Genomic DNA, 3,481 nt, shown 5'->3' with positions numbered 1-3,481 from the left:
TGCGGATAACACCACGGAGTCTTACACCTATTATGACAATGGGTTAAAAGCCACTTACACCAACCAAAAAGGGGCGACGTGGGATTATACCTATGACAATCAAGGGCGTTTGACAGAAGAGTCAGGACCAGAGGCCAGCTACCATTATTGGGACAATGATGTCTTGAAGTCTACATCCAGTGGCAAGATGACAAAAGCCATGACGTACGATGACATGGGCAATGTGATTGCGTTAAAAGAAGGGATAAAGGTCAATGGCAACTGGTTAAGTGGCGCGCACACAGAAACCACATTCAGCTATGACCTAGCGGGCCGTCCTTATAAGTCTTATGACAATGCAGGGCGTATATATCGAGAGCGGGATGGTGAGGGGTATGTTACTGAGCGTACCTTTGATGCATTGGGCCGAGAAACGACGCTAATCAGGTATGCAAATGCGGGCAGCTATTCGAATGGCGAAATTACCGTCAGTAAATCAGAGGGTGATAGAAAGGTTACGACAAGCTATGGGACAAATGGGCTGAAAAAGTCGGTTTCTCAGGGCGAGCAATATACTGAGTTTACCTATAATGCATTTGGTGAAGAAGTTAAAAAAGAGCAGTTGGTTTCGGGCTCTTGGGATTCTGTCAATACCAAGACCGTTACCGCTTATACGTATTACAACACTCGCGGCCAGCGCAGTGCACAGGTCGATGAAGGTCACTATTTAACAACCTACGAGTACAACGCACATGGCGAGTTGGAGCGCCAAATTGAATACGCCCAGTCGGTTACCGGGGCGCTTAGTACGACGTCACCACCAACGGGCACGCCAGGCAATCCACGTGATGGCCAAAACAGGGAGGTCTCATTCCATTATGACAAGATGGGACGTACCACGCATAAAGTACATCATAATGTCATTGTTGCGGTAAAAAGTACTGGAGAATTTAACTACAGTAACAAGGATAAGCTCGTTGAATATAAAGAATATGATGAGCTAGGCAAGGTACGAACAGCAATTACGGTTGCTTCTGATCTCACACAACCTGAAACATACCGCGGCGCAGATACTGCGATGGCTAAATTGTATGACTATGATGCAATTGGTCGTTTGACTGTGTCTGCAAATCAGTACGACAAGTATGTGAATACTGACGTCACGTCGCTCAGTCAAGCCCAAATTAATGGCTTGGGCTCAGAAGCGTCAGGCAGAGAAGCGACCTCATATCAGTATGACTTGTTTGGCAACGTGGTAGCGCATCGTGTGTTTGCGTCGAGGTTGGCCACACATGACCGTAATTCTGGGAAACTGGGGACACCAGCGCACAGCAGCCAAGATAGAGTCACCCAGCATCAATATGACTTACGAGGCAACTTGAATAAAGAGATTGATGCGAATGGAAATATAAAAGTCCATCACTATGATGCGCATAATCGCTTGAAGAAAACGACCGAAGCCTTCTCCCAGTGGTCACTTGAAGGGGGATATAGCTTTAAATACTCAGGCCGAGTAACTGACGCAGATGGCACCATTATCACCATTGATGAACAGCAAGGCTTACCAACAGGCGTTAACTTTAACCCGCAAACGGGTAAAGTCACCATGTCTGACTACTTGATAAGAGAAAAGTACACTTACAGCATCGTTATTTCTGCTGGGGCTGCGCATATTGCGCCTGCAAACAAAAGATCTCAATCTTTCACACTTTCAAGCGCTAACACCGCGTACAGCGTTGCACATTGGCAGCCAGCTGTCACAGGTGGCAGTCAAACACTGACGACTGAGCATCGTTATGACAAAAACGGCAATGTCACTGCGAAATCAATCGGCTTAGGTGCGACAGCCAATACATTCACTTGGCACACACAGTACAATGGCTTTGGTGAGGTAACCAAAGATGCAAAAGGTAAGTACTTTTACAACACGCTAGGTCAGCTTTATAGAAGTGACAAGGACGACGGAGTTTACCAGTCATATTACTATGATAAAGCGGGTCGCATGACAAGGGCTTATCACGAACTGAATGGAACAACTAAGTTTGAGCATGATGGACTTGGTCGAGTTATCACGATCGCGTTGCCTTATATTGATGAAGCAAATGACATCGCAGGTAACAAACATCAAGTATTTGACCGTTGGGGCAATATTATTTCTGTCACGGATGAAGTTGGTGCGACGACGCGTGCAGAATACAACCATGCCAATCAAGTGATAAGAGAAATTTTGCCGGTTGTTAAAGTCGTTTCTGATACAGGTGTTGCAGCGTATATCGCACCTGATAATACCTATCGCTATGACGCAACTGGGAACTTAGTTAGCAAAACAGATGCGAATGGCCATACACATCGTTTTGAATACGACAAAAAAGGCAATCAAATTGCTCATCAAGATGGTGCAGGCCATATTCAAAGGCAATACCATGACATCCATAGCCAAAAAGTGATTGATAAAAATGGGCTGGGGCATATAACAGTAACGACCCACGATAAGTTGGGGCAAACACTTGAGACTGGTCGATACGGTATAAAAGCACAGGGAGATATTGGCTACAGGTTGGTGAATCGGTATGCCTATGACGAAGTCGGTAATCGAACTCATGAAACCAACGCGGAAGGGGGGGAAGTTGCATACCACTTTGATGCGCTTGGTAATGTGATTTTTAGCCAAGATGAGATGAGTCGTCATAAACACTACTCTTATAATAGGGAAGGCTTACAAACCTCTGAGCAGTACAGCAGTATTTACAACAGTAATAATGCGCAGGTGCACCGCATTACCCGTAATTATAATGACCATGGTCAACTGGTTGGCGGCAATGATTTAAGTGGTAAAAACTTCACGCTCAAGTACGGTAAGAACTTTGGTGAAAGCCTGACTGTACAGGGGTTAAATGACGATGGGCATGAAACGAATAAACGAGATATAGGTCGCTTAATTGAGCGCACCAATGAACATGGACAGCACCTCGTTTACACCTACTATGACAATGGTTGGATTAAATCGATCACAGATAAAACCAACGATGCATTTTCTCAATTCGAATATGATTTGGCTGGAAGGCGAACACGTGAGTTAAAGCAGTCTTGGGATGACTTAGAGCGCGTGATCCGACATGAAACTCGGACTTATTATGACAGTCATGGCCGTATCTCACTTGTAAAGACAACTGAGTATAAAAATGCGGCGGCGGATGGCGCAGCGCCTTCTTGGCAAAAAGGCGACATCATTTCTAGAACACGATATACCTATGATGCAGCAGGCAATCGCCGTAGTATGATAGTAGAAAATGGCTTCACAGGACCCATTACAGCACTGTCGAACACGGGTTCTAGTGTATCATCACAATCTTTCCATTTTGCTAGCGGCTCTCTCGGTGGCGGTAATGGTGAGATCCAGGTAACAAATACGCAGGGTTTAACGCCGGGTCGAACCGATGTCACTTTCCAGCGTGCCGGACAGGTGATTTTTAAACCAGATTGGTTAGATTACGAGATCGTT

1 protein-coding gene is annotated in these 3,481 nt (G+C 45.4%); it reads left to right on the top strand.

Annotated elements, in window-relative coordinates; translation table 11 throughout:
* A partial coding sequence (locus L1286_RS23855) for a hypothetical protein (protein WP_235409522.1) occupies positions 1–3,481 on the top strand: 3,481 nt, incomplete at both ends.

The sequence above is a fragment of the Pseudoalteromonas sp. SMS1 genome, from assembly GCF_021530565.1.
Lineage (GTDB): Bacteria > Pseudomonadota > Gammaproteobacteria > Enterobacterales > Alteromonadaceae > Pseudoalteromonas.
The sequence above is the reverse complement of the archived record's forward strand: the minus strand, read 5'-3'. Positions and strand labels throughout refer to the sequence as shown.